Annotated in this window: 24 protein-coding genes and 1 pseudogene; 15 read left to right on the top strand and 10 right to left on the bottom strand. The window is 49.6% G+C overall.

Annotation, left to right across the window (positions count from 1 at the left end; genetic code table 11):
• Positions 1-15: 15 nt before the first annotated feature.
• The 7 genes from yihS (at position 16) to ompL (ending at position 9006) form a co-directional block, all read left to right on the top strand.
• A complete protein-coding gene (gene yihS / locus OGW16_RS01865) occupies positions 16-1257 on the top strand; it encodes a sulfoquinovose isomerase (protein WP_047407502.1) in 1242 nt (413 codons plus the stop codon).
• An 86-nt stretch (positions 1258-1343) separates the two neighbouring features.
• A complete protein-coding gene (locus OGW16_RS01870; protein ID WP_072033902.1) occupies positions 1344-2231 on the top strand; it encodes an aldose-1-epimerase in 888 nt (295 codons plus the stop codon).
• A gap of 88 nt (positions 2232-2319) precedes the next feature.
• The gene (locus OGW16_RS01875) at positions 2320-3195 is read left to right on the top strand and encodes a sulfite exporter TauE/SafE family protein (protein WP_047407506.1); all 876 of its coding nucleotides are present in this window, start codon (positions 2320-2322) and stop codon (positions 3193-3195) included.
• 123 nt (positions 3196-3318) lie between these two features.
• Positions 3319-5355 carry an alpha-glucosidase gene (locus tag OGW16_RS01880; protein WP_286517641.1) on the top strand — a complete coding sequence of 679 codons (2037 nt, stop codon included), beginning with the start codon at positions 3319-3321 and terminating at the stop codon, positions 5353-5355.
• 45 nt (positions 5356-5400) lie between these two features.
• Complete coding sequence (locus OGW16_RS01885; protein WP_047407512.1) at positions 5401-6783, top strand: MFS transporter; 1383 nt, start codon at positions 5401-5403, stop codon at positions 6781-6783.
• A gap of 45 nt (positions 6784-6828) precedes the next feature.
• Positions 6829-8247, top strand: a complete 1419-nt coding sequence (locus OGW16_RS01890; protein WP_047407515.1) for an MFS transporter — start codon at positions 6829-6831, stop codon at positions 8245-8247.
• A gap of 66 nt (positions 8248-8313) precedes the next feature.
• On the top strand, positions 8314-9006 hold the full coding sequence (ompL, locus tag OGW16_RS01895) for a porin OmpL (protein WP_043018875.1): 693 nt from the start codon (positions 8314-8316) through the stop codon (positions 9004-9006).
• 69 nt (positions 9007-9075) lie between these two features.
• Here ompL and typA read toward each other — a convergent pair whose 3' ends face one another.
• Positions 9076-10899, bottom strand: a complete 1824-nt coding sequence (typA, locus tag OGW16_RS01900) for a ribosome-dependent GTPase TypA (RefSeq protein ID WP_008786988.1) — start codon at positions 10897-10899, stop codon at positions 9076-9078.
• 380 nt (positions 10900-11279) lie between these two features.
• On the opposite strand from typA, the gene glnA reads away from it, so the two are divergent.
• The 4 genes from glnA (at position 11280) to OGW16_RS01920 (ending at position 15681) form a co-directional block, all read left to right on the top strand.
• Positions 11280-12689: a glutamate--ammonia ligase gene (gene glnA, locus OGW16_RS01905; protein WP_003028638.1), complete on the top strand. Its 1410-nt coding sequence runs from the start codon at positions 11280-11282 to the stop codon at positions 12687-12689.
• 299 nt (positions 12690-12988) lie between these two features.
• On the top strand, positions 12989-14038 hold the full coding sequence (gene glnL, locus OGW16_RS01910) for a nitrogen regulation protein NR(II) (RefSeq protein WP_043018874.1): 1050 nt from the start codon (positions 12989-12991) through the stop codon (positions 14036-14038).
• 11 nt (positions 14039-14049) lie between these two features.
• Entirely contained in the window at positions 14050-15459 is a 1410-nt protein-coding gene (glnG, locus tag OGW16_RS01915) for a nitrogen regulation protein NR(I) (protein WP_043018955.1), read from the top strand.
• A 111-nt stretch (positions 15460-15570) separates the two neighbouring features.
• Entirely contained in the window at positions 15571-15681 is a 111-nt protein-coding gene (locus OGW16_RS01920) for a YshB family small membrane protein (protein ID WP_003028631.1), read from the top strand.
• Between the two features lie 88 nt (positions 15682-15769).
• Here OGW16_RS01920 and hemN read toward each other — a convergent pair whose 3' ends face one another.
• The 3 genes and pseudogenes from hemN to OGW16_RS01935 form a co-directional block, all read right to left on the bottom strand.
• Positions 15770-17143 (bottom strand): oxygen-independent coproporphyrinogen III oxidase, encoded by a 1374-nt coding sequence (hemN, locus tag OGW16_RS01925; protein ID WP_286517643.1) that lies wholly within the window; start codon positions 17141-17143, stop codon positions 15770-15772.
• Between the two features lie 188 nt (positions 17144-17331).
• Positions 17332-17841, bottom strand: a complete 510-nt coding sequence (gene yihI, locus OGW16_RS01930; protein WP_286517653.1) for a Der GTPase-activating protein YihI — start codon at positions 17839-17841, stop codon at positions 17332-17334.
• A 106-nt stretch (positions 17842-17947) separates the two neighbouring features.
• Positions 17948-18196, bottom strand: a pseudogene (locus OGW16_RS01935) (hypothetical protein).
• A gap of 209 nt (positions 18197-18405) precedes the next feature.
• Here OGW16_RS01935 and yihA point away from each other — a divergent pair.
• Positions 18406-19038, top strand: coding sequence for a ribosome biogenesis GTP-binding protein YihA/YsxC (yihA, locus tag OGW16_RS01940; RefSeq protein WP_042313572.1), 633 nt, complete (start codon positions 18406-18408; stop codon positions 19036-19038).
• Positions 19039-19156: 118 nt separating this feature from the next.
• Here the strand turns inward: yihA and spfP are convergent, their stop codons facing one another.
• The 3 genes from spfP to OGW16_RS01950 form a co-directional block, all read right to left on the bottom strand.
• Positions 19157-19204, bottom strand: coding sequence for a small protein SpfP (spfP, locus tag OGW16_RS26435; RefSeq protein ID WP_071892919.1), 48 nt, complete (start codon positions 19202-19204; stop codon positions 19157-19159).
• 166 nt (positions 19205-19370) lie between these two features.
• Positions 19371-22157: a DNA polymerase I gene (gene polA / locus OGW16_RS01945; protein WP_286517644.1), complete on the bottom strand. Its 2787-nt coding sequence runs from the start codon at positions 22155-22157 to the stop codon at positions 19371-19373.
• 215 nt (positions 22158-22372) lie between these two features.
• Positions 22373-22708 carry a hypothetical protein gene (locus OGW16_RS01950; protein ID WP_223306705.1) on the bottom strand — a complete coding sequence of 112 codons (336 nt, stop codon included), beginning with the start codon at positions 22706-22708 and terminating at the stop codon, positions 22373-22375.
• On the opposite strand from OGW16_RS01950, the gene yihG reads away from it, so the two are divergent.
• Positions 22602-23456 (top strand): 1-acylglycerol-3-phosphate O-acyltransferase, YihG family, encoded by an 855-nt coding sequence (gene yihG / locus OGW16_RS01955; RefSeq protein WP_231125757.1) that lies wholly within the window; start codon positions 22602-22604, stop codon positions 23454-23456. The two genes, OGW16_RS01950 and yihG, sit on opposite strands and share 107 nt — an antisense overlap.
• Positions 23457-23469: 13 nt before the next feature.
• On the opposite strand, the gene dsbA is transcribed toward yihG, so the two are convergent.
• The 3 genes from dsbA to OGW16_RS01970 all read right to left on the bottom strand — a co-directional run bounded on the left by dsbA (position 23470) and on the right by OGW16_RS01970 (position 25442).
• Complete coding sequence (gene dsbA / locus OGW16_RS01960; RefSeq protein ID WP_003028621.1) at positions 23470-24093, bottom strand: thiol:disulfide interchange protein DsbA; 624 nt, start codon at positions 24091-24093, stop codon at positions 23470-23472.
• A 16-nt stretch (positions 24094-24109) separates the two neighbouring features.
• A complete protein-coding gene (locus OGW16_RS01965) occupies positions 24110-25096 on the bottom strand; it encodes a serine/threonine protein kinase (RefSeq protein WP_286517646.1) in 987 nt (328 codons plus the stop codon).
• A 76-nt stretch (positions 25097-25172) separates the two neighbouring features.
• Entirely contained in the window at positions 25173-25442 is a 270-nt protein-coding gene (locus OGW16_RS01970; RefSeq protein ID WP_043018867.1) for a YihD family protein, read from the bottom strand.
• A 69-nt stretch (positions 25443-25511) separates the two neighbouring features.
• On the opposite strand from OGW16_RS01970, the gene mobA reads away from it, so the two are divergent.
• Together mobA and mobB are read left to right on the top strand one after the other, a co-directional pair.
• Complete coding sequence (gene mobA, locus OGW16_RS01975) at positions 25512-26096, top strand: molybdenum cofactor guanylyltransferase MobA (RefSeq protein WP_080625908.1); 585 nt, start codon at positions 25512-25514, stop codon at positions 26094-26096.
• Entirely contained in the window at positions 26078-26596 is a 519-nt protein-coding gene (mobB, locus tag OGW16_RS01980) for a molybdopterin-guanine dinucleotide biosynthesis protein MobB (protein ID WP_101706118.1), read from the top strand. Before mobA ends, mobB begins: the two co-directional genes overlap by 19 nt.
• Positions 26597-26793 lie beyond the last annotated feature (197 nt).

A 26793-nucleotide genomic window follows, 5' to 3' on the forward strand; every position in this document is an offset into this window, starting at 1 on the left:
TACGAGGATCAAAGAATGAAATGGTTTAACACATTGAGCCACAACCGTTGGCTGGAGCAGGAAACAGACCGCATCTTTAATTTTGGTAAAAATGCTGCTGTTCCTACTGGATTTGGCTGGCTGGGTAACAAGGGGCAAATTAAAGAAGAGATGGGGACTCATCTGTGGATTACTGCCCGTATGTTACACGTTTACTCTGTAGCTGCAGCCATGGGCAGACCTGGGGCATATGACCTGGTCGATCACGGCATCAAGGCTATGAATGGCGCATTGCTAGATAAAAAATACGGTGGTTGGTATGCATGCGTAAATGACGAAGGCGTGATGGATGCCTCCAAGCAAGGGTATCAACACTTTTTTGCACTGCTGGGCGCAGCCAGCGCAGTAACAACCGGGCATCCTGAAGCCAGGAAATTGCTGGATTACACCATAGAAGTGATTGAGAAATATTTTTGGAGTGAAGAAGAGCAGATGTGCCTTGAGTCCTGGGACGAGGCCTTCAGCCAGACGGAAGATTACCGTGGCGGTAACGCCAACATGCACGCTGTTGAGGCTTTCCTGATCGTTTATGATGTTACCCATGACAAAAAATGGCTGGATCGCGCTATCAGAATCGCATCAGTCATCATTCATGATGTGGCCAGAAACAATCATTACCGTGTTAATGAACACTTTGATACTCAATGGAATCCTATCCGCGACTATAACAAAGAAAATCCAGCACACCGTTTCCGTGCATTTGGCGGTACTCCAGGTCATTGGATCGAATGGGGTCGTTTAATGCTGCATATCCACGCAGCGCTGGAAGCCAGATGCGAACAACCCCCAGCATGGCTGCTGGAAGACGCTAAAGGTTTGTTCCACGCGACAGTACGTGATGCATGGGCTCCAGATGGAGCTGACGGCATTGTGTATACCGTTGACTGGGAAGGGAAACCCGTTGTACGTGAGCGTGTACGCTGGCCAATTGTCGAAGCGATGGGGACAGCCTATGCCCTCTATACCGTAACAGGGGATCGTCAATATGAAACCTGGTATCAGACATGGTGGGATTACTGCATTAAATACCTGATGGACTATGAAAATGGTTCATGGTGGCAAGAATTGGATGCTGACAACAAGGTGACCACTAAAGTCTGGGACGGTAAGCAGGATATATACCATCTTCTGCACTGTCTGGTAATCCCACGCATCCCGCTCGCTCCAGGGCTGGCACCAGCCGTAGCAGCAGGTTTGTTAGATATCAATGCAAAATAAATAAGCCTGGTAAAGACGGCATATCAGCAAATGAATGTTGCATATGCCGTTGTTTAGTAAGGATATCTAATATTAAGGTGATATGTATGCATAGTGGTGGGAATACGATATTACTCGCTGCAGGTGATTACCGGGCGCAAATAGTTTCAGTTGGTGCCGGTCTTGCCGAATTAACCTGGCAGGGCAAGCATCTGGTTATACCTCATAAACCAGAAGAGATGCCTCTTGCTCATCTGGGTAAGGTATTAATCCCTTGGCCAAATCGTATTGCCAATGGCATCTATCAGCATGATGGGCATGAGTATCTGCTGCCGATTAATGAACATGGCTCTAACGCCGCTATTCACGGCTTACTTGCATGGAGAGACTGGCAAGTTAGTGAATTAACAGCCGCAAAAGCTTCGTTCTCCATATTTTTACCGCCAAGTTATGGCTACCCATTCGCATTGATTTCGCAGGTTATTTACTCACTGGACGCTACAACGGGGCTGTCCGTTGAAATAATTAGCCAAAATATCGGCGATAAACCAGCACCTTATGGCGTCGGTGTTCACCCTTACTTAACTTGCGATTTAGCACCTGTTGATGACTGTACGCTGCAACTTCCTGCAAATGAGGTTTTTGCTTCCGATACACAGTCTAACTCAACAACGTTACTTCACGTCGATGAGCTGAATTTGGATTATTCCATCCAACAGAAAATCGGTGATAAACGGATTGATCATACTTTCAAAACTTGCGGCGAGCGGTGGGAGACGAAAATTATTAACGAACAACAGCAGCTTGCTGTTAGTTTGTGTTCCGATCAACCGTGGCTTCAGGTCTATAGTGGCGAAAAGTTGAATCGCCGGGGGTTGGCTATCGAACCGATGAGTTGTCCACCGGATGCCTTTAACTCTGGGATCGACTTACTATTACTTAAACCAAAACAGCAGCATACATTATTTTTTAATATTCGCGGTGAATGCATATAGTGCAAGTGTTTATTTGTGCAGGATACCCATTACCATGACTTAAAACAGCCAAGGTAATATTTTAGAATTTGATAATGAAGGAATTATAATGGATTTCTTTAATTTATTTACACCTGATGGCGTGATGTTGGAGCCAAATGTTATATATACTGTTATCGCCTTAATGTTTCTTTATACATTTGTAGGAATATGTGCTGGCTTTGGTGGTGGATTGACAACCATGCCGCTCATCACCCTGATGCTTCCTGTAAAAATGGCAACTCCACTTTCTGTTATTGTCGGAACAGCGACCGCCATTTATGCCACGTGGTTATCTCGTAAAGAAACGGACTGGCGATCGGCTGCCGTTCTTATCGGTTTCTCTTTTCTTGGCATTCCGGTAGGTTTATATGCACTGTCATATCTGCCTGATCACATCATGAAAATAGGATTGGGTGGTTTTCTTATTCTCTACTCATTCTACAGTATGTTTATTCCCCGCCTCCCCATCTATGACAGACGTTGGATAGCTGCGCCGTTAGGGGCAATAGCTGGTGCACTAGGAGCGGCCTTTTCCACAAATGGACCACCAGTTGTAATGTATGGAATGCTGCGTAACCTGGGCCCAGCCGCTTTTCGCGGTACGCTAAATGCGTTCTTTACGGCAAACAACATTGCAGTTGTCGGCGGTCTAGCAACCAGTGGAATATTAACAGTATCAACATTTAAACTGGTTATTTTCTGTATTCCTACCATGATACTCGGTTCCTTAGTCGGGCAATATGTACATAAGCGTATTTCGGTAAAAGTATTCCGTGTTTTAGTCTTTTTGTTATTAATCGCTTCGGGGGCAATGTTAATAAAAGGTGCATTGGGTATTTCAGCAATCACTGCTCTTCTACCACCATTTGCACTGTTGGCGGCATTACAAATACTTTTAGGTAAAAAAATCGCTGAGATTCGTAAAGTGGATGCTAGCAAATAATAAAAGCTTTTCTTGTTCAGGCGCTACTTCAAGGGTAGCGCATAACTATTTAAGGCTAATGAATAATAGCAAATCATAAACAATCAGTATGCTCGCGTTCCTCAATTTCATGGAGAATATTTTATGAGCACGCAAAGTAAGCATTTATCCTCAGTCCTGATAGAAAAGAATATTGATGGTTTTACGCTGACATACCACCAGCGCCTGATTTTGCGTCACAGCACAGAACTCCCCTGCCTGTGGATCGGCGCTGGCGTTGCCGACATTGACATGTTTCGCGGCAACTTCAGCATTAAAGACAAGCTCAATGAGAAGATTGCTCTGACCGACGCCACGGTAAGCGAGTCGCCTGAAGGCTGGCGGGTAGATTTCAGCCGCGGTAATACCATCAACGCCACGCTGCACATCTCCACCGATGAACAGGGACGCCTGAAGCTGGATCTGCACAACGAGGATCTCAGCCATAACCGTATCTGGCTGCGCCTGGCCGCCAGGGCGGACGATCATATTTACGGCTGCGGCGAACAATTCTCTTACTTCGATTTGCGCGGAAAGCCATTTCCACTGTGGACCAGCGAACAGGGCGTGGGCCGTAACAAAAACAGCTATGTCACCTGGCAGGCAGACTGTAAAGAAAATGCCGGCGGTGACTACTACTGGACCTTCTTCCCGCAGCCGACCTTTGTCAGTACGCAGAAATACTACTGCCACGTGGATAACAGCTGCTATATGAATTTCGACTTCAGCGCGCCGGAGTACCACGAACTGGCATTGTGGGAGGATAAAACCACTCTTCGCTTTGAATGCGCAGACACCTATATCTCTTTGCTGGAAAAACTGACTGCACTGCTAGGACGCCAGCCAGAGCTACCGGACTGGATCTACGATGGCGTCACGCTAGGTATTCAGGGCGGTACTGAGATTTGCCAGAACAAACTGGACACTATGCGTAACGCAGGCGTGAAAGTAAACGGCATCTGGGCGCAGGATTGGTCCGGGATCCGCATGACTTCTTTTGGCAAGCGCGTGATGTGGAACTGGAAGTGGAACAGCGACAACTATCCGCAGTTGGATAGCCGTATTAAGCAGTGGAAAGAAGAAGGCGTGCAGTTTCTCTCCTACATCAACCCGTACGTCGCCAGCGATAAAGATCTCTGTGCCGAAGCCGCTGCACATGGCTATCTGGCGAAAGACGCCTCTGGCGCTGACTATCTGGTTGAGTTTGGTGAATTTTACGGCGGCGTGGTCGATCTGACCAACCCCGAAGCCTACACCTGGTTCAAAGAAGTCATCAAAAAGAACATGATTGAACTGGGCTGCGGCGGTTGGATGGCCGACTTTGGCGAATACCTGCCGACCGATACGTATCTGCACAACGGCGTCAGCGCTGAAATTATGCATAACGCCTGGCCCGCGTTGTGGTCGAAATGTAACTACGAAGCGTTACAGGAGACCGGCAAACTCGGCGAGATCCTGTTCTTTATGCGTGCGGGCTACACCGGCAGCCAGAAATTCTCCACCATGATGTGGGCAGGCGATCAGAACGTTGACTGGAGCCTCGACGATGGTCTGGCTTCCGTCGTTCCTGCGGCGCTGTCGCTGGCGATGACCGGCCACGGTCTGCACCACAGCGATATCGGCGGTTACACCACCCTGTTTGACATGAAACGCAGCAAAGAGCTACTGCTGCGCTGGTGTGATTTTAGCGCCTTCACGCCAATGATGCGCACCCACGAAGGTAACCGCCCTGGCGATAACTGGCAGTTTGATGGTGATGCAGAAACCATCGCCCACTTTGCCCGTATGACCACCGTCTTTACCACCCTGAAACCGTATCTCAAACAGGCGGTCGCGCAAAACAGCGCTACTGGTCTGCCGGTGATGCGCCCGCTGTTCCTGCATTACGAAGACGATGCGCGGACCTATACCCTGAAATATCAGTACCTGCTGGGGCAGGATTTGCTGGTTGCGCCGGTTCACGAACAAGGTCAGCAAAACTGGACGCTGTATCTGCCGGAGGATAGCTGGGTAAACGTCTGGACTGGGGAAACTTCTCAGGGCGGAGAAATTACCGTGGATGCGCCTATTGGCAAGCCTCCGGTGTTTTATCGCGCGAAGAGTGAATGGGCGTCACTGTTTGCTACCTTACGCAACATCTAATGCGGCTCGCCCGCGGGGAAACTCGCGGGCACATGGAGAATAATAATGAGTCAGACCTCTGCTGATCCAGCAACGCTACGCCTGCCACTTAAAGAAAAAATAGCTTATGGCATAGGCGATCTGGGTTCCAATATTCTGCTGGATATTGGCACACTCTATTTGTTGAAATTCTACACAGATGTCCTCGGTCTTCCGGGAACCTATGGTGGGATTATTTTCTTAATCGCTAAATTCTTTACCGCATTTACCGATATGGGTACCGGTATTGTGCTCGACTCACGGCGAAAAATAGGACCGAAAGGTAAATTTCGCCCGTTCGTTCTGTATGGCTCATTCCCAGTAGCACTACTGGCTACAGCCAACTTTATAGGAACACCGTTAGAAATTACGGGTAAAACGGTTGTCGCAACGCTGCTGTTTATGCTTTATGGATTATGCTACAGCCTGATGAACTGCTCTTATGGCGCGATGGTGCCAGCCATAACCAAAAATCCAAATGAACGTGCCTCGTTGGCAGCCTGGCGCCAGGGTGGATCCACCTTAGGCCTTCTCATTGGGACCGTTGCTTTTGTACCAGTAATGAATTTGATTGAAGGTAATCAACAACTGCAATATGGCGTTACGGCTGCTCTTTTCTCGTTATGCGGGCTGCTATTTATGTGGCTTTGCTATGCGGGTGTCAAAGAGCGTTATGTTGAGGTCAAACAGGCTGATTCCGCACAAAAAGCAGGAATTTTGCAATCCTTCCGTGCAATCGCGGGTAATCGCCCACTGTTTATTTTGTGCGTTGCCAACCTCTGCACCCTTGCGGCCTTTAATGTCAAACTGGCGATTCAGGTCTACTACACCCAGTACGTGCTAAACGATCCGATTATTTTGTCCTATATGGGCTTCTTCAGCATGGGTTGTATATTCATCGGCGTCTTTTTGATGCCTGCTGCTGTACGCCGCTTTGGTAAGAAAAAGGTCTATATCGGCGGGCTAATAATTTGGGCCGTGGGCGATCTGCTTAACTACGGCTTCGGTGACACTTCGGTGAGTTTCGTGGCCTTCTCCTGTCTGGCATTCTTCGGCTCAGCATTTGTTAACAGCCTTAACTGGGCGCTGGTCTCGGACACAGTGGAATATGGTGAATGGCGTACTGGCGTGCGTTCCGAAGGGACGGTTTATACCGGGCTCACCTTCTTTCGAAAAATGTCCCAAGCGCTGGCTGGATTTTTCCCTGGATGGATGCTTACTCAAATTGGCTACATTCCAAACGTGGTGCAGTCGGCCAGCACTGTTGAAGGATTACGTCAGTTGATCTTCATATATCCTTGTGTGCTCGCGGTGCTCGCCATGATTACAATGGGCTGTTTTTACAACCTCAACGAGAAAATGTACTTCCGTATCGTTGAAGAAATAGAAGCACGTAAACGTACTGCTTAACAATAATAATTAATGACGCCCTTCGGGGCGTTATAAGGAGTGGTTATGCCTGACCATGATCCGCTAACGCTAAAACTAAGCCTGAAAGAAAAACTCGCTTACGGCGCGGGTGATATTGGCTCCAATCTAATGCTAAGCATTGGTACATTGTATTTGCTCAAGTTTTACACAGATGAGCTAGGAATGCCTGCATATTATGGTGGGATTATTTTCCTTATAGCAAAATTCTTTACTGCATTTACAGATATGCTAACCGGATTTCTTCTCGATTCTCAAAAAAGCATTGGAAGCAGGGGGAAATTCAGGCCTTTTATTCTGTATGCAGCAGTACCATCCGCGATTATTGCGACAGTTCAGTTTATTGCTACAACATTTAGCCTGCCAATTAAGACTGCTATTGCCACTGGTCTATTTATGCTATTCGGTCTGTTTTACAGCCTAATGAACTGTTCATATGGTGCCATGATTCCAGCAATAACAAAAAATCCAAATGAACGCGCACAACTGGCAGCTTTTCGACAGGGTGGGGCAACAATCGGATTATTAATCTGTACGGTTGCTTTTATCCCACTGCAATCTTTATTCTCTACAACTACCATTGGTTATGGTTGTGCAGCCTTAACTTTCTCTGTCTTTGGTTTTGTTTTTATTATGTTATGTTATAAAGGAACCAAAGAATATTACATTGAGCCCCGCTCACCGGGACATAAAACAAGCATTATCAAATCATTCTGTGCAATTTTTCATAACCCACCACTATTAGTTCTATGCATTGCAAATTTGTGTACACTAGCAGCATTTAATATCAAGTTAGCTATTCAGGTTTATTATACCCAATATGTACTAAATGACATTAACCTATTATCCTGGATGGGTTTTTTTAGTATGGGGTGCGTAATTATTGGTGTTTTGTTAGTCCCCTGGACCGTGAAATGTTTTGGCAAGAAACGCGTATATTTAGCAGGTATGGTTTTATGGGCCGCTGGCGATATTTTAAATTATTTTTGGGGTTATAACTCCTTTTATTTTGTGATTTTTTCTTGTTTAGCCTTCTTCGGAACCGCTTTTGTTAACAGCCTGAACTGGGCGCTGGTTCCGGATACGGTCGATTATGGCGAATGGAAAACAGGGATCCGCGCGGAAGGCTCGGTGTATACGGGTTATACCTTTTCTCGCAAAATATCTGCTGCGCTCGCAGGCTTCCTGCCGGGCATCATGCTGACGCAAATCGGTTATATCCCTAACATAGCCCAGAGCGATGCCACCCTGCTCGGTTTGCGTCAGCTTATTTTTCTCTGGCCCTGCGGTCTTGCGATTATTGCAGCACTCACGATGGGCTTCTTTTATAAACTTAACGAAACACGTTTTGCTTTTATTATTGAGGAAATCAGCCAACGGAAGAAAAACAACATCCAACCGGACCCTATTACCAATAAAAAGAATACCTCTGCTGTAAAAGTATAAAAATAATAGCCGCCTATTCCATCCCAATGGATGGCGGCCTCCCTACGCTTAAAAAATGGATTTATCATGAAAAAATTAACGACAATAATTCTCCTATCCTCTGTGGTGTCAACCTCTGCTTTTGCTGGAGTCTATGTAGAAAACCGCGAAGCATATAATCTGGCGTCCGACCAAATGGAAGTCATGCTGCGTGTCGGTTATAACTCCGATATGGGCGCGGGTATCATGCTCACCAACACCTATACTATGCAACGCAAGGATGAGTTAAAACACGGCTATAACGAAATAGAGGGCTGGTATCCATTATTTAAACCGACAGATAAATTAACAATCCAGCCAGGAGGATTAATAAACGATAAGAGTATTGGTTCAGGCGGAGCTGTTTATCTGGATGTTAACTATAAATTTACTCCGTGGTTTAATCTTACCGTGCGGAATCGATATAACCATAATAACTACAGTTCAACCGATTTAAATGGTGATCTGGATAATAATGACACCTATGAAATCGGTAACTACTGGAACTTTACCATTACCGATAAATTCTCCTACACCTTTGAACCGCACTATTTTATGCGCGTCAATGACTTCAATAGCAGCAATGGAAAAGATCATCACTGGGAAATTACTAATACCTTTAAGTATCGTATTAATGAACACTGGCTGCCCTATCTGGAATTACGCTGGTTAGATCGCAATGTTGAGCCCTATCATCGTGAGCAAAACCAGATTCGTGTCGGGGCAAAGTATTTCTTCTGATCCTCCTGATGATAAAAAAAGCCGCTGAAATCAGCGGCTTTTTTATACTTACCTGAGGAAGAGAGTTAATTACTCTTCTTTCGCGCCACGCATTGCACGGCGACGATCGTTTTCAGTCAGGTGACGCTTACGGATACGGATAGACGTTGGGGTAACTTCTACCAGTTCGTCGTCATCGATGAATTCCAGAGCCTGCTCAAGAGTCATCTTAACCGGTGGAACCAGAACCGTTGCTTCGTCAGTACCAGACGCACGCATGTTGGTCAGTTTCTTACCGGTCAGGCAGTTTACAGTCAGGTCGTTAGAGCGGCTGTGAATACCGATGATCTGGCCTTCGTAAACTTCTGCACCGTGACCCAGGAACAGCTTACCGCGGTCCTGCAGGCTGAACAGTGCGAACGCAACTGCTTTACCCTGGCCGTTGGAGATCAGAACGCCGTTCTGACGCTGACCCACATCACCCGCACGAACATCGTCGTAGTGGCTGAAGGTGGAGTACAGCAGACCGGTACCGGAAGTCATGGTCATGAATTCTGAACGGAAGCCGATCAGACCACGGCTTGGGATCACGTAGTCAAGACGTACGCGGCCTTTGCCATCTGGATTCATGTTTTTCAGGTCGCCTTTACGCTCACCCAGAGCCTGCATGACAGACCCCTGATGCTGCTCTTCGACGTCCAGCGTTACGTTTTCGAACGGCTCTTGTTTACGGCCATCGATTTCGCGGAAGATTACTTTCGGACGGGAAACCGCCATTTCGAAACCTTCACGACGCATGTTTTCGATCAGAACAGACAGGTGCAGCTCACCACGACCAGATACACGGAACGCATCCGCATCTTCGGTTTCTTCAACGCGCAGGGCAACGTTGTGCACCAGCTCTTTGTTCAGGCGGTCAAGGATCTGACGAGAGGTAACATATTTACCTTCTTTACCACAGAACGGAGAGGTGTTTACGCAGAAGAACATGGTTACGGTCGGTTCATCAACGGACAGAGCCGGCAGCGCTTCGACATTCTGCGGGTCGCAGATGGTGTCGGAGATGTTCAGTTCGCCCAGACCGGTGATCGCGATGATATCGCCTGCTTCGGCAATATCACTCTCGATACGTTCCAGACCCAGATGAGTCAGGACTTTACCGACTTTACCGTTACGGGTTTTGCCTTCGCTATCAATGATAGTGATCTGCTGGTTCGGTTTAACTTTACCGCGTTTGATACGACCGATGCCGATTACGCCAACGTAGTTGTTGTAGTCCAGCTGAGAGATTTGCATCTGCAGCGGGCCATCAAGGTCTACGCTCGGAGCCGGTACGCGATCAACGATGGTCTGATACAGCGGAGTCATGTCTTCAGCCATGTCTTCGTGATCCAGACCTGCGATACCGTTCAGCGCGGAAGCGTAAACGATCGGGAAGTCCAGCTGCTCGTCGGTAGCGTCGAGGTTAACGAACAGGTCGAATACCTGATCAACAACCCAGTCAGGGCGCGCGCCAGGACGGTCAACTTTGTTGATAACAACAATTGGCTTCAGGCCATGGGCAAAGGCTTTTTTGGTCACGAAGCGCGTCTGCGGCATCGGACCGTCCATTGCATCCACCACCAGCAGCACGGAGTCGACCATGGACATTACACGTTCAACTTCACCACCGAAGTCGGCGTGCCCCGGGGTATCAACGATGTTGATACGGTAGTCATTCCATTTGATAGCGGTGTTTTTAGCGAGGATGGTAATCCCACGCTCTTTCTCCAAATCGTTGGAGTCCATCACGCGCTCTTGGGTTTCAGCACGTGCATCGAACGTACCGGATTGTTGGAGCAGCTTGTCTACCAGGGTCGTTTTACCATGGTCTACGTGCGCGATGATGGCGATGTTACGCAAATTTTCGATCACAACTTTGCCTCAGGCATTTTAGAAATAGCGCGTTATTGTACACGGATTAATCGCAGTACAAAACAGGATCACAAACATCCTCCGCAAACAAGTATTGCAGAGTTTCTTTGTGATCACATTCACGGAGCGTTAAAAGGGGTAATCTGACATGCTTTGCACCAATATGGTGCTTAATGTTCACATCAAAGCACTATAATGGTGCAATACTACCTTCATGGTGCAGCCCCTTTGCACGATAGTGCGCATGATAACGCCTTTTAGGGGCAATTTAAAAGTTGGCACAGATTTCGCTTTATATTTATTACGGCGACACGGCCAATTTTTTGCAGAATTGAAGACTTCGTTACCACGACGACCATGACCAATCCGGGAGAGTAAGTATGTCCGCTGAACACGTTTTGACGATGCTGAACGAACACGAAGTGAAGTTTGTTGATTTACGCTTCACTGATACCAAAGGTAAAGAACAGCACGTCACTATTCCTGCTCATCAGGTAAATGCCGAATTCTTTGAAGAAGGCAAAATGTTTGACGGCTCCTCAATCGGTGGCTGGAAAGGCATTAACGAATCAGACATGGTTCTGATGCCAGATGCGTCTACTGCACTCATCGACCCGTTCTATGAAGAGTCTACCTTGATCATCCGTTGCGATATCCTGGAACCAGGTACGCTGCAGGGCTACGACCGCGATCCGCGCTCCATCGCTAAACGCGCTGAAGAGTATCTGCGCTCTACCGGCATCGCAGACACCGTTCTGTTCGGACCAGAGCCAGAATTCTTCCTGTTTGACGACATCCGTTTCGGCGCGTCTATTTCCGGTTCCCATGTGGCTATTGATGACATCGAAGGCGCATGGAACTCCTCCACCAAATACGAAGGTGGTAACAAAGGTCACCGCCCTGGCGTGAAAGGCGGTTACTTCCCGGTTCCTCCGGTAGATTCTTCTCAGGACATCCGTTCTACCATGTGTCTGATCATGGAAGAGATGGGCCTGGTCGTTGAAGCGCATCACCACGAAGTTGCTACCGCTGGCCAGAACGAAATCGCAACCCGCTTCAACACCATGACCAAAAAAGCGGATGAGATTCAGATCTACAAATATGTCGTTCACAACGTCGCTCACCGTTTCGGTAAAACCGCGACCTTTATGCCAAAACCAATGTTCGGCGATAACGGTTCCGGCATGCACTGCCACATGTCTCTGTCCAAGAACGGCGTAAACCTGTTCTCCGGTGACAAGTATGCGGGTCTGTCTGAGCAGGCGCTGTTCTACATCGGCGGCGTAATCAAACACGCTAAAGCGATCAACGCCCTGGCGAACCCGACCACTAACTCCTACAAGCGTCTGGTCCCAGGCTACGAAGCGCCGGTAATGCTGGCTTACTCTGCCCGTAACCGTTCTGCTTCTATCCGTATTCCGGTTGTTGCTTCTCCGAAAGCGCGTCGTATCGAAGTGCGTTTCCCGGACCCGGCTGCTAACCCGTACCTGTGCTTCGCAGCGCTGCTGATGGCTGGTCTTGACGGTATTAAGAACAAGATCCACCCGGGCGAAGCGATGGACAAAAACCTGTACGACCTGCCGCCGGAAGAAGCAAAAGAGATCCCACAGGTTGCTGGTTCTCTGGAAGAAGCACTGAAAGAACTGGATCTGGACCGTGAGTTCCTGACAGCAGGCGGCGTGTTCACCAATGAAGCGATCGATGCTTACATTACGCTGCGTCGCGAAGAAGATGACCGCGTGCGCATGACTCCGCACCCGGTAGAGTTTGAGCTGTACTACAGCGTTTAATTTAACTTTTACACTCTCACATAAAAACGTGCAGAGGATGTAATAACCAATGGATTTCTTGCTACAGCAAGGCGGCAATTGAGTGAATCCCCGGGAGCTTACATAAGTAAGTGACTGGGGTGAGCGAAAGCAGCCAACACAGCGGTAGGGAGAAAGACGAAGGTTTTAGTTGCCGTGGAACTTTTAGCCCATCTCTGGATGGGCTTTTTTCTCCACTAACAACCTGCTTTTTCGCGCTTTTTTGATGTAAAAAGCTATAATGCACTAAATTGGTGCAACACTTTTCAGGAGACTGCTGAATGGCAACCGGCACGCTGCCCGATGCTGGGCAGATCCTCAATTCTTTAATCAACAGCATCTTACTCGTCGACGATGAGCTGGCGGTACATTACGCCAACCCGGCAGCGCAACAGCTGCTCGCCCAAAGCTCCCGCAAACTGTTTGGTACTCCGCTTCCCGATCTGTTGAGTTATTTCTCCTTGAACATCGGGCTGATGCGAGAGAGCCTGGAAGCAGGCCAGGGCTTTACGGATAACGAAGTGACGCTGGTGATAGACAGCCACTCACATATCCTCTCTGTGACCGCTCAGAGGCTGCCTGATGGCCTTATCTTGCTGGAGATGGCGCCAATGGATAACCAGCGCCGTCTGAGCCAGGAACAGCTCCAGCACGCCCAGCAGATTGCCGCCCGCGATCTGGTGCGCGGCCTGGCACACGAAATTAAAAACCCGCTGGGTGGATTGCGCGGCGCGGCGCAACTTCTCAGTAAAGCGCTTCCGGACCCGGCGCTGACCGAATATACCAAAGTCATTATTGAGCAGGCCGACCGCCTGCGTAATCTGGTCGACCGTCTGCTGGGGCCACAACAGCCGGGTATGCACGTCACAGAGAGTATTCACAAAGTGGCGGAGCGCGTGGTAGCGCTGGTCTCGATGGAGCTGCCGGAAAACGTCACGCTGATCCGGGATTACGATCCGAGTCTGCCGGAATTACTGCACGATCCGGACCAGATAGAGCAGGTTCTGTTAAATATCGTGCGTAACGCTTTGCAGGCGCTGGGACCGGAAGGCGGCGAAATCGTTCTGCGTACCCGCACCGCGTTTCAGCTCACGCTGCACGGCATGCGTTATCGCCTGGCGGCACGGATTGATGTTGAGGATAACGGTCCGGGTATCCCCTCGCATTTACAGGACACGCTGTTCTACCCAATGGTCAGCGGTCGCGAGGGCGGTACTGGCCTTGGCTTATCCATCGCCCGTAATTTGATTGATCAACATTCCGGCAAAATTGAATTTACCAGTTGGCCGGGTCATACCGAGTTCTCGGTTTACCTGCCTATCAGGAAATAAAGGTGACGTTTATGCAACGAGGAATAGTCTGGGTAGTTGATGACGATAGTTCCATCCGTTGGGTGCTTGAACGTGCGCTCGCAGGGGCAGGACTAAGCTGCACAACATTTGAAAGCGGTAAAGAGGTGCTGGACGCGCTGGCCAGCAAAACGCCGGATGTGCTGTTGTCGGATATTCGCATGCCGGGCATGGACGGTCTGACGCTGTTAAAACAGATTAAGCAACGGCATCCGATGCTTCCGGTCATCATAATGACCGCGCACTCCGATCTGGATGCCGCCGTCAGCGCCTATCAGCAAGGGGCGTTTGATTATCTGCCCAAACCTTTTGATATAGATGAAGCCGTGGCGCTGGTCGAACGCGCCATCAGCCATTATCAGGAACAGCAGCAGCCGCGTAATGTTCAGATCAACGGCCCAACAACCGACATCATCGGCGAAGCGCCGGCAATGCAGGACGTCTTTCGCATTATTGGTCGCCTGTCCCGGTCTTCAATCAGCGTATTGATAAACGGAGAGTCAGGGACCGGTAAAGAGCTGGTCGCCCATGCGTTGCACCGTCATAGCCCGCGCGTCAAAGCGCCGTTTATCGCGCTGAACATGGCGGCTATTCCGAAAGATTTGATCGAGTCTGAACTGTTTGGTCACGAGAAAGGCGCGTTTACCGGGGCGAATACGATTCGTCAGGGGCGTTTTGAACAGGCAGACGGCGGTACGCTGTTCCTCGATGAAATAGGCGATATGCCGCTGGACGTACAAACGCGTTTATTGCGGGTATTAGCCGATGGACAGTTTTACCGCGTGGGTGGTTACGCACCGGTGAAAGTGGATGTGCGCATTATCGCCGCCACGCACCAAAACCTTGAACTGCGCGTGCAGGAAGGCAAATTTCGTGAGGACTTATTCCATCGCCTGAACGTCATTCGGGTACATCTGCCGCCACTGCGCGAACGTCGGGAAGATATCCCACGCCTGGCGCGTCATTTCCTGCAGGAGGCCGCCCGCGAACTGGGAGTAGAAGCCAAGCAATTACACCCGGAAACCGAGGCGGCACTCACCCGTCTGGCCTGGCCTGGAAACGTGCGTCAGCTTGAAAACACCTGTCGCTGGTTAACCGTCATGGCCGCCGGACAGGAAGTACTGATTCAGGACTTACCAACCGAGCTGTTTGAAACCACCGTGCCTGACGCACCGTCACATATGCAACCAGACAGTTGGGCAACCCTGTTGGCACAGTGGGCGGATAGGGCATTACGTTCCGGTCATCAAAACCTGCTTTCTGAGGCGCAACCAGAGTTGGAGCGTACGCTGTTAACCACCGCGCTACGCCATACCCAGGGGCATAAACAGGAAGCTGCACGACTGCTCGGTTGGGGGCGTAATACCTTGACGCGGAAGTTAAAAGAACTCGGTATGGAGTGACAAATCGTCACTGTGTAAAGATTGATTATTAAGCGCAAATTGCTGCTATTTTGCGCTTTACTGTTCCGATGAGTTAAGTATGATCGTGCCCGGCAAACGGGGGAAGTTATCATGCTGGAATCAATGATTAATCTGCTGTCGAGCGGTGCAGTCGAAAGCCATACGCCACAAACTGCGGTTGCCGCAGTGCTGTGTGCAGCGCTGGTTGGGCTGTTCAGCTAGCGGGTTTGTCGGGTGGCGTTTCGCTTAACCGGCCTACGTAGTGAGATTTTGGTAGGCCCGGTAAGCGAAGCGCCACCGGGCAACCCGGTTAAATGACGCGCGAGAATTGCTGCATCCGCGCTTTCTGACGCAGATACGCATCGAAGCACATGCAAATATTACGGATCAGCAGCCGCCCTTTTGGCGTAACCTGAATCCCCTTCTCATTCACATCCACCAGTCCATCTTTCGCCAACGGCGCCAGCAGTTTCAGGTCTTCGGCAAAATAGTCAGCAAAGTTCAGGTCCCATTGCTGTTCCACGGCGGCATAGTCGAGGCGGAAGTTGCAGATCAGGAGCTTAATAACATCCCGACGAATGCAGTCGTCGCGGGTCAGGGCGATTCCGCGCCACAGCGCGTCCCCCTGCTCGTCTACCTGCTGGTAATAGTGCTTCAGCTCTTTCTGGTTCTGCGCGTAGTTGTCGCCAATCATACTGATGGCCGATACGCCCATCCCCAGCAGCTCGGTATCCCCCTGGGTGGTATAGCCCTGGAAATTGCGATGCAGAACACCCTCGCGTTGTGCAATGGCCAGTTCGTCATCCGGGCGGGCAAAATGATCCATACCAATAAACTGATAGCCGGTTTCGGTCAGTGACGAGATGGTCTCCTGCAAGATATCCAGTTTCTGCTGCGCGCTGGGCAGGTCGGCATCTTTAATCTTACGCTGAGCGGCAAACAGCGTTGGCAGGTGCGCGTAGTTAAAGACGCTAAGACGGTCTGGATTCAACTCAGCCACGCGTTTCAGGGTAAAGGCAAAACTTTCCGGCGTCTGTTTTGGCAGGCCATAAATCAGATCGATATTTGTTGAGGTAAAACCAATCTCCCGCGCATGATTCAGCAGCGCAAAGATAAACTCCTCATCCTGCTCACGGTTCACCAGGCGCTGAACTTCTTTGTTGAAGTCCTGTACCCCCATGCTCAGGCGGTTAAAACCTTCAGCACGTAAATGATCGAGCACATCCAGCTCAATTTCACGCGGATCCACTTCGATCGAGATTTCGGCATCGTCGTTGAAGTTGAAGTTGCCACGCAGCAACGACATTAAACGGCTGATTTGCGCTTTATTCAGATACGTTGGCGTGCCGCCGCCCCAGTGCAACTGGCTGACATGGCGTCCGGCGAACAGCGGAGCGCGATGAATGATTTCTTGTTCCAGGGCATCGAGGTATTGATCGGCTTTATGCTGCTGACGCGTCACAATCTTGTTGCAACCGCAGAAGTAGCACAGTTTATGGCAGAACGGGATATGAACGTACAGCGAGAGCGGACGCTCAGGATAACGCGCCACAGCCTTTAGAAATGCTTCAGTGCCGTAGTCTTCGGAAAACTCCAGCGCGGTCGGGTACGAGGTATATCGTGGCCCGGAATAGTTATATTTCTGGATCAGGGCCAGGTCCCAGTCTATTAACTGCTCTGACATGCTCACTCCTTCCGATGGCGTCTCTGGCGGGTACGGCGTACCGACTTAACCCCACTACGGGTGATAAGTCGGTTGCGCAGCCACTTCTGTCGCCGCGACAACCGCTGTAGTTTAACGAATAACCACACCAGATAACATATAACCGGAAGGGTTATAAGCAGGACGGGAAGACCCACGGTGTAAAATCGTTAGTTGCCGCCTTTCAGCAGGCGCATCATGTCTTCCTGTTTTTCTTCCTCTTCCTCTTCTTCCTCGTCATCGTAAGAAAGACCCAGCTTTTGCATCAGTTCATCGATGCGGTCCAGCTTGGCATCAACCCAGGTCTGATCTTCTGCGCTCAGGGTTTCTCCAGCTTCAAGACGCTCCAGCAGCGCATCCAGGCGCTCATCCGTTTCCAGTAAATCCAACTCAGCCTGTGGTGAAAGCATAGGTTTCTCACTCTTCGGTTTGTGCTGTTTGGTGACTTTTTCGGTCACGCCCAATGGAATGGGGGTTTTGCTGCCAATACGAGGATCTTTTTGCTTATTTTGGTTTCCGCCACCAGATGCGCCTTCGCTACCGGACGCACGGCTACCTGCCGCATGACCACGGTGTTTTTTCTGGCGCTTACGGTCGCGAGCTTCCTGGTTAATTTCTTCGCGTGTTTTACGACGCGCTTTTGCAGGACCTTTACCGCGTGGTGTAGAAGTTGGTTTCATCATGATTCGTCTTTGGCTGTTTTTATTCAGTATATAATTGCGCCGGAATCTAGCAGAAATAAAGAAAAAAGGCGACAGAGTAATCTGTCGCCTTTTTTCCTGACTCTCAACCCTTACGGGCTCTACATTCCCTGTTGGCTATCAACACACCCTGTTTTTCCTTTAGCCTGAAACATTCCGTGTTGTTTCCATTTCCTTTTACTAACGTCTCCGGACGTTTGTCTTCCTGACAATCCTGTGTCTTCGCCTCCTGGCGCTCCTGACCCTCATCCTGAGTCGACTATCCTGTCAGCTTCCTCGCTATGGACACTACTTTACCGTTTTGGTTTAAACGTACAAGTAACCTGGGTAACAATTTCAGATTTTAAGAATAGCACCCTAATGTAACTCTATGATTTATTTTAGTTCCGTCATTTTTTACTCTGTCATCTCGTATAGAAACTATCGGCAATGTCTCACAAAGTGCGAGGTTTTTACTTACACAGCCCACTCGTCGAAAAACCAGCCTTTTGCTGGGGTTCAGGTATAATCGCTGCAAAGCCCTGATTGATGGAGAGGACTGCTTTGACTAACTTGAATTATCAACAGACGCACTTTGTGATGAGTGCGCCTGATATTCGCCACTTACCTTCCGATACCGGTATCGAAGTGGCTTTTGCTGGCCGTTCCAACGCAGGCAAATCCAGTGCGCTAAACACCCTGACGAATCAAAAGAGTCTGGCGCGTACATCTAAAACGCCGGGTCGTACTCAGCTTATCAACCTGTTTGAAGTCGTTGACGGCAAACGCCTGGTCGATTTGCCAGGATACGGTTATGCCGAAGTGCCGGAAGAGATGAAGCGCAAATGGCAGCGCGCGCTGGCTGAATATCTGGAAAAACGACAGAGCCTGCAAGGTCTGGTGGTGCTTATGGATATTCGTCACCCGCTAAAAGATCTCGATCAACAGATGATCCTGTGGGCAGTTGAGAGCAACGTTCAGGTTCTGGTACTGCTGACTAAAGCAGATAAGCTGGCCAGCGGTGCGCGCAAAGCCCAGTTGAATATGGTGCGTGAAGCCGTACTGGCATTTAATGGTGATGTGCAGGTAGAAGCATTTTCATCACTGAAAAAGCTGGGTGTGGACAAACTACGGCAGAAGCTGGATAGCTGGTTTAGTGAACTGGCACCGGTTGAAGAGATACAGGACGGAGAATAACCCACCGTATTGCCGGATGGCGCCGCTGCGCGTCTTATCCGGCCTACAGCATGTGCGAAACCTTCTTTCGCACAATAAAAAACGCCCCAGTCATTACTGACTGGGGCGGCTAAAATATTCAGCCAAATCCGATTACGTGAAGTAAAAGGTCTGAAAGATAGAACATCTTACCTCTGTACCCTACGTGAATAACTTTACTCTTTTTTGAGCAGCTCAGAAAGCACTTTTTGTAATTTTTTTTCATTCCTTACATAGGGAATTCTAATGAACATCACAAAAAGTTCTATCTTATGTTGCTTAGTTACGAAAAAGGGGCGTTATTCAGTAAACCCTTAGTGCGCCTGATCCCAGTTTTCACCACTACCGACTTCCACCAGCAACGGCACGTCAATCTGGGTCTCATTTTCCATCAGTTGGTGGATCTTTTTAGAGACGCTTTCCAGGTCATCTTTATGCACTTCAAACACCAGTTCATCGTGTACCTGCATAATCATGCGCACGCGCGGGTGCTCGGTTTGCAGCCATCCATCCACCGCTATCATGGCGCGTTTGATAATGTCTGCGGCTGTACCCTGCATCGGGGCGTTAATTGCCGCACGCTCTGCACCTGCGCGACGAGCGCCATTACTGGATTTAATATCCGGTAAATAGAGACGACGCCCTTCCAGCGTCTCTACATAACCTTGCTCTTTCGCCTGCGCACGAGTTCGTTCCATATATTCCAGCACGCCAGGGTAGCGTTCAAAGTAGAGGTCCATGTACTTCTGCGCTTCTTTACGCGGAATATTCAACTGGCGCGCCAGACCAAAGGCACTCATCCCGTAGATCAGACCGAAGTTAATGGCTTTCGCGCTGCGGCGTTGTTCACTGGTCACGGAATCCAGCGGTAAGCCAAAAACTTCCGCCGCCGTTGCACGGTGAATATCTTTCCCTTCGGCAAACGCGGTAAGCAGGCCTTTATCACGTGAGAGATGCGCCATGATGCGCAATTCAATCTGCGAGTAGTCCGCAGAGACAATCACATAGTCTTCTGGCGCAATGAATGCCTGACGAATACGACGACCTTCGTCATTTCGTACCGGGATGTTCTGCAGATTTGGGTCCGTTGAAGACAAGCGCCCGGTAGCGGTAACCGCCTGATGATAGGAGGTGTGCACGCGCCCGGTTTTCTTGTTAATCATCAACGGAAGCTTGTCCGTATAGGTTGACTTCAGTTTTGCTAAGCCACGATATTCCAGGATGACTTTCGGCAACGGGTAATCCAGCGCGAGCTCTTCCAGTACCTCTTCCGACGTTGATGGCGCACCACCAGGGGTTTTCTTCAGCGGCTTAATACCCTGCTTTTCAAACAGGATAGTTTGCAGTTGCTTGGTGGAAGAGAGGTTAAACGCTTCTCCGGCGATCTCGTGTGCTTTTTGCTCCAGCTCGTTCAAACGCAGCGTCAGCTCTTCTGAATGCTTGTGCAGAACTGCCGGATCGATTTTCACACCGTTGCGCTCAACGCGAGACAAAACCGGCACCAGCGGCATATCGATATTTTCAAAGACGTTCAGCGGCCCTTTATGCTGCTGCAATTCCGGCCACATCTTCAGATGCAGCTGTAGCGTAACGTCGGCATCTTCCGCAGCGTAACGACCGGCTTCTTCCAGCGCTATCTGGTTAAAGGTCAGCTGGTTTTTGCCCTTTCCGGCGATCTCTTCAAAGGTGATGGTTTTATGTTTCAGCCAGCGGTCAGACAAGCTGTCCATATCGTGTCGGCCAGCGACGCTGTTCAGAATGTAGGATTCGAGCATGGTATCAAAGGTGATGCCGCGCAGCTCGATGCCATAGTTCGCCAGAATACCGCGATCGTACTTCAGGTTTTGTCCGACCTTATGCGCGTTCTCATCTTCCAGCAGCGGCTTCAGCAGCGCCAGCGCGCGGTCACGAGCGATTTGATCGGGGGCGTCCAGGTAATCGTGGGCAACAGGAACATATGCAGCCACACCCGGTTCAATGGCAAAAGACAGGCCAACCAGATTCGCGGAGATGTTGTCCAGACTGTCAGTTTCAGTATCGAAAGCAAAAACAGGCGCTTTTTTTAGCTTCGCGATCCACTCTTCCAGCGTCGCTTCGTCCAGAATCGTCACATAGTTATCATACGAAAGAACCGTAGCCGGCTCCTCAGGCGTTTCATCGACAACGAGTGTTTCCTGTAGTTTTGCCGCCGGCTTCGTTCCTTTCGCCTGTAGCCATTTACCCGCTTCAACGTCGGTAACCCAACGTTTGAATTCATACTGTTTAAACAGGCCAAGCAGTTCTTCTGCTGCCGGTTGACGGACTTCCAGCTGCTCGCAGGTCAACTCCAGCTCAACATCCGTTTTGATAGTAGCCAATTGATAGGAGAGGTACGCCACCTCTTTATTCTGCTCAAGTTTGCCCGCCATGGTTTTCGCACCACGAAAAGTCAGCCCCGCTATTTTGTCTGACTCAGCATAGAGGGTATCCAGCCCACCCAGCCCCTGCAGCAGAGCCTGCGCGGTTTTTTCACCTACGCCTGGAACGCCAGGAATGTTATCTGAGGAGTCCCCCATCAGCGCCAGGAAATCGATGATCAGTTCCGGCGGGACGCCGTACTTATTCACCACTTCATCCGGGCCGAGGATCGTATTGGTCATGGTGTTGATCAGGGTGATATTCGGCGTCACTAACTGAGCCATATCTTTATCGCCGGTGCTAATCAGCACCGGACGACCCACCTTCTCTGCTTCCCGCGCCAGCGTACCGATAACATCGTCCGCCTCCACGCCTGATACGGCCAACAGTGGTAACCCCATCGCTTTTACCATCGCATGCAGGGGTTCAATCTGCGCTCGCAGATCGTCCGGCATAGGTGGGCGGTGCGACTTGTAGTGTTCGAATAACTCATCACGGAAGGTTTTACCCTTAGCGTCGAATACCACCGCAGCATGGGTCGGCTGATATTGCAGAAACAAGCTACGCAGCATGTTGAGCACGCCATACATCGCGCCAGTAGGCTCCCCTGCACTGTTAGTCAGCGGCGGGAACGCATGGTATGCGCGATAAAGGTAAGAGGAGCCATCTACAAGGATAAGGGGGTTTTCTGGGATCTGAACCATAATGTCCGTGCCTGTTTATCAGATTATGGGTAAAGGATGCCACAGACAGGATAAAAACATGAGTTTTTCGCCGCATTTGTCGAAAAACTTTTGCAGTTCTTCTGCTTTGCTCGCAAACACGGCTGTGGATAACTTTGTGAATAAATAATTTTCAGTTCTTTAAATATAGCAAGGCAATTAGTGCTTCATTGTATTTATATATATTTTTCATAAGCTTAATTTAGCGCGCAGCATTTTATTCCATTTTTCCAGCTTATATCCTGATGTGGATAGATATTCTCTTTTTTTCTATTCAGGGAAGAGCCATCATTTGGTTCGTTTTCTGATAAAATCAGCCCCTTGCGCCTCTTTAGCGCACTATCTATGGCTAACCTTTTGAATAATTTAATTATGACGAGAATACTCGCTGCGATAACGCTGTTGCTGAGTATCGTATTGACCATATTGGTCACGATTTTTTGTTCTGTGCCGATCATCCTTGCCGGAGTTGTGAAACTCCTTTTGCCCGTTCCTGTCGTCTGGCGCAAGGTTTCCGTGTTCTGTAATTTCATGATGTACTGCTGGTGTGAAGGTCTGGCGCTACTGCTATACCTCAATCCGCGACTGAAATGGGATGTCGAGGGACTGGAAGGTCTTAGCAAGAAAAACTGGTATCTGCTCATTTGTAACCATTACAGCTGGGCCGATATTGTTGTGCTTTGCGTTCTGTTCCGTAAACACATCCCGATGAATAAATATTTCCTCAAGCAACAGCTGGCCTGGGTGCCCTTTATTGGCCTGGCCTGCTGGGCGCTGGATATGCCGTTCATGAAACGCTATTCGCGTGGCTATCTGCTCCGCCATCCGGAACGGCGCGGAAAAGATGTCGAAACAACACGTCGTTCCTGCGAGAAGTTTCGCGTACACCCGACAACCATTGTGAATTTTGTCGAAGGTTCACGCTTTACCAAAGAGAAACGCGAGCAAACCCGCTCTCCTTATCAAAACCTACTCCCACCCAAGGCAGCCGGTATTGCGATGGCATTGAACGTACTGGGTTCACAGTTCGATAAAATGTTGAACGTCACGTTGTGCTATCCGGAAAACAGTAGCCGACCGTTCTACGATATGTTGAGCGGTAAGCTAACGCGGATTGTCGTGCGGGTGAATCTGGAGCCAATTGATGAAGAGTTGCACGGTGATTACGTGAACGATAAAGGATTCAAGCGTCGGTTTCAGCTCTGGCTAAATACGCTATGGAGTGAGAAAGACGCGCAGCTCGACGCGATTAAAGCCTCAAATAAAAAAGCCGGTCAGTGACCGGCTTTTGCTTTTATTTCTGACCAACCAGGTATTTCACGGTATCCGCATACTGTTGTACAAAGATATCCATGCTGCTGGTATCCATGCCCTGCGGATTTACCTGATATTTGCCATTCACGAACATCGCCGGAACGCCCTGCAGCTGTAAATCAGCCGCTGCTTTTTCCTGCTGCGCCACGAGTGATTTCACTACGAAGCTGTTCCATGCCGCATCATAGTCTTCGCCTTTAATACCTGCGTCGACAAACACTTTACGGATATCAGCAACGGACTGAACGGTCTGAGTTTTCTGAACTCCCTCAAACAGCGGAACAGTGACCTGATCTTCAACGCCCAGCGCCATAGCAACCGCCCATGCCTGCGTCAGATCTTTGCCCAAAGGCCCCAGAAACTCGACGTGGTATTTGGTCATCTTGGTGCCTTCCGGCAGTTTTTTCTTCACGTTATCAGAGACGTGAAGCACTTCTTCAAACTGATAGCAGTGCGGGCAGTAGAAGGAGAAGAACTCCAACACTTGCGGTTCACCCGCAACTGGCTTTTCCAGAGTGATGTATTGTTTACCATCCTGGAACTGCGCTGCAGATGCGCTAAAAGCTAAGACCATACCAGCCAGCGCCAGCCATATTTTTTTCATGTTCAAGTTTCTCCGATTAATACATTGGCGTTAATTGTAAGGGGGGCTCTTGCAGAATTTTTGCCTGCTCAATAAAGGTCGCGGTCTGACGATGCCAGTAATCTTCCCCGGTTAACCACGGGAAGTTTTTTGGAAATGCAGGGTCAGCCCAACGTCGAATTAGCCAGGCAAGATAATAAACTAAACGCATAGCGCGTAAAGGTTCTATCAGTCCGATTTCAGAGATGTCGAACTCACTAAACTCTTCATAAGCCTCGATAATGGTTTCAAGCTGCATACGTTGTTCAGCTTTATCGCCATTGAGGAGCATCCATAAATCCTGAACGGCTGGACCATTGCGGGCATCATCTAAATCGACAAACATCGGGCCATCGCGCCACAGGATATTACCGGCATGACAATCACCGTGCAGGCGTAACGTGGAAAAACGTGTATGCCAACGTTCGGTAACGACCGCGATAAGTGCATCTGTCGCCTTCAGGAAGGCCGCCTTTTGCCCTGATGGGATCAGCTGCGCGTACTCAAAAAGTTTACGCGGCTCAGTCAGGTACTCTTCAAGACCTATCGTCGGGCGGAAGGCAAAATTATGCTTACCTCCGGTCTGATGCATACGCCCCAGATAGCGCCCCACCGCCTCCATTTGATCGATATTGTCGGCCTCAAACTGCCTTCCACCGACGCTAGGGAAGATCGCATAATGAAAACCCTGATGGCTTAACAGCGTTTGGCCGCTGAATACCAGCGGAGCAGCTACCGGGACTTCATCGCTTACCAGTTCCAGAGCAAACTGGTGCTCTTCCTGGATCTGATCGACAGACCAACGTTCAGGGCGATAAAACTTAACGACAAAGCGTCGACGGTCTTCGTCCTGGAATTGATAGACACGGTTTTCATAGCTGTTAAGCGGGGTAAGCCCGGAGTCCACCCGGATCCCCTGCTCAAACAGTGCATCCATGATGGTATCCGGGTGTAGCGTCTGGAAATTAAAAGCGTTGTCGTTCATCCCATCATCCGGAAAATACTACGAATGATTCAGGATATCATTTCGCAGCGCTTTCGGTGGCGGCGATTACAAGCTTTTACTCTTTAATTACGCCACGTGCGCGGAGTAGTGCGGTTTTAAAATCTTCTTCATAATCTTTCTGAATACCTGGAATGGCCGCATCTTTCGCCGAGTCACGCATTTTCAGGTGATAGATCAGAATGTCATCAGTTAAATCCGCCAGTTCGCCGTCAAAACCTGACTCTTGCGCCAGTTTCTGTAAAAATTGCATCAGATTAAGATCCGGTTCCTTTTGCCAGGCAGGCTGGAGGAGTTCAATAACTTCATTCAGACGTTTACATTTCATGGTTGTGCTCCTTAGGCTCAATACAGATACGTTAGCAGGGTCAATCCCACATTAAAAGAGGCGATATCAGTGATTCTGGATAGTGCAATAACAGGGGTTGTGCTGGCTGGCGGTAAGGCCAGACGGATGGGTGGAACCGATAAAGGTCTGCTTGAACTGGACGGTAAACCTCTTTGGCGGCATGTGGCCGATACCCTCGCTTTGCAGGTCGAAACCGTGGTGGTTAACGCCAATCGCCACCGGGATATTTACCAGCAAAGCGGCCTGAAAGTTATCCCCGATTCATTGGCCGATTTCCCTGGCCCACTGGCCGGGATGCTATCGGTATTCCTGCAGCAAACGGGGGAGTGGTTTTTGTTCTGCCCGTGCGATATGCCCTATATTCCTCATGATCTGGTTACACGTTTGAAGGAACAGCGCAAAACCGCACCCGTTGTCTGGGTGCACGATGGGGAAAGAGATCACCCGACCATTGCGCTGATGCACCGCTCCATGCAGCCCTTGTTACAGGATTATCTTCAGTCCGGTGAAAGGCGCGTCATGGTCTTTATGCGCCAGGCTGGCGGTCATGCTGTGGATTTCAGCGATCGCAAAGATGCGTTCGTGAACGTGAATACCCCTGAAGAACTCGCAAAATGGCAGGACAAATCATGATCCCATTACTCGCTATAGCAGCATGGAGCGGAACGGGGAAAACCACGCTGCTCAAAAAATTAATCCCGGAGCTACGTGCCAGAGGTATTCGTCCCGGATTGATTAAGCATACCCATCACAATATGGATGTCGACACGCCCGGCAAAGATAGCTATGAGCTACGCAAAGCAGGTGCAGCGCAAACGCTGGTCGCCAGCCAACAACGTTGGGCGTTAATGGTAGAGACGCCGGAAGAGCCCGAACTGGATTTAGCGTACCTGGTAAGCAGGATGGATGCTTCAACGTTGGATATGGTGTTGGTTGAGGGTTTTAAGCATGAGCCTGTTGCTAAGATCGTGCTTTTTCGCGACGGTTGCGGGCACAGTCCGGAAGAATTGGCGATAGACGAATATGTTATCGCGGTTGCCAGTGATGTTCCGCTGGCGGTGGATGTTCCATTGTTAGATATCAACGATATACAGCAACTTACTGATTTTATTACGCAATGGGTAAGGCAGTAACTGTTGTATTGCCTGCTTGCCTGATGCGCTGCGCTTATCAGGCCTGCAAAACACGTTCAGTCCGGCGGTTTTCACTCCGTACAGACGCAAAAAAGCCCATCCGTCAGGATGGGCTTTTTCACTTGTTTGATGCCTGGCAGTTCCCTACTCTCGCATGGGGAGACCCCACACTACCATCGGCGCTACGGCGTTTCACT

This window comes from Citrobacter sp. Ce104 (genome assembly GCF_030334595.1).
GTDB lineage: Bacteria > Pseudomonadota > Gammaproteobacteria > Enterobacterales > Enterobacteriaceae > Citrobacter > Citrobacter europaeus.